At 55.3% G+C, this 1,135-nt stretch carries 2 protein-coding genes; both read left to right on the forward strand.

The annotated features are described in order from the left end of the window. Nucleotides 1-757, forward strand: a 757-nt coding sequence (locus CPT76_RS01260) for an ABC transporter permease (protein ID WP_105441670.1), incomplete at its 5' end; no start/stop codon positions are given. Between the two features lie 4 nt (nt 758-761). Then, the coding region (locus CPT76_RS36920; protein WP_374954582.1) for an ABC transporter permease at nt 762-1,135 on the forward strand (374 nt) is incomplete at its 3' end.

The following is a 1,135-nucleotide window of genomic DNA, read 5'->3' on the forward strand; positions in this document are numbered from 1 at the left end:
CGTTCCGCTGATCCTCACGGTCGGCTCGACGCTGTTCAAGGACGGGAGCTTCACGTTCGGCATCTACTTGCAATTTTTCAAGGACTCGTATTTCCTTGATATTTTGGGGACGACCCTGCTCGTCAGCGTCGCGACCACCCTGCTGTGCATCCTGATCGGATTCCCGGTCGCCTACTATTTGTCCATGATGCCTCCGCGCAAAAAGGGCATTTTGCTGGCGCTGGCGATTTTCCCGCTGCTCACGAGCTCGGTCGTCCGCTCCTTCAGCTGGATGATCATTCTCGGCAAAAACGGTCTGGTCAACAATGTGCTGATCAAGCTGGGCATTATTCACGATCCGCTCAGCATTCTCTATACACCGACGGCGATGATTATCGGTCTGGTCCATCTGTTCCTTCCCTTGATTCTCATTACGCTGGTCGGGGTGCTCGAGTCCATCGACCACGATTTGGTTCGGGCGGCGCAGAGCTTGGGTGCGTCCAAGCTGACGGCTTTCCGTAAAATCGTCATCCCGCTCAGTATACCGGGATTGATCGTCGGCAGCATTCTCGTGTTTGTGGGCAGCCTGACCGCTTACACCACGCCTGCCCTGCTGGGCGGGAAAAAGCGCGTCGTCGCGACCTTCCTGTACCAGAACGCCATTACGCTGAATGACTGGCAGGCGGCTTCGGCCATTGCCACCATCATGATGATCATTACGTTCATCGTCATCGGGCTGATGAATAAAGCAGCGGCCAAATTCAATCCGAAGGGGTAGAACTATGAAGACCAAAAATCCGGGGCTCGCCCTCTTTTCCTTTATCGTTTACTTGTTCCTGCTCGGGCCGCTCCTGATCATCGCGGTGACGTCCTTCGAGCCGGGAACGGTGCTGAAATTTCCGCCGACCGGTTTTTCGCTGAAATGGTACCAGAATATTTTTGACGTGGAGATGTTCATGTCGACCTTCAAAACGTCGATCATCGTCTCGCTGCTCGGCAACGTGATCGCGATTCTGCTCGGCGTTCCGGCCGCTTACGCCTTGAACCGGGTGACGTTCCGGGGCAAAGACACGCTGAATGCGGTGTTCCTGTCCCCCCTGCTCATTCCGGGGATCGTGCTGGGCTTTACGCTGCTCAAGTACGTCGTCATCACATT

Source organism: Paenibacillus sp. AR247, assembly GCF_002968895.1.
Taxonomy (GTDB): domain Bacteria; phylum Bacillota; class Bacilli; order Paenibacillales; family Paenibacillaceae; genus Paenibacillus_AQ; species Paenibacillus_AQ favisporus.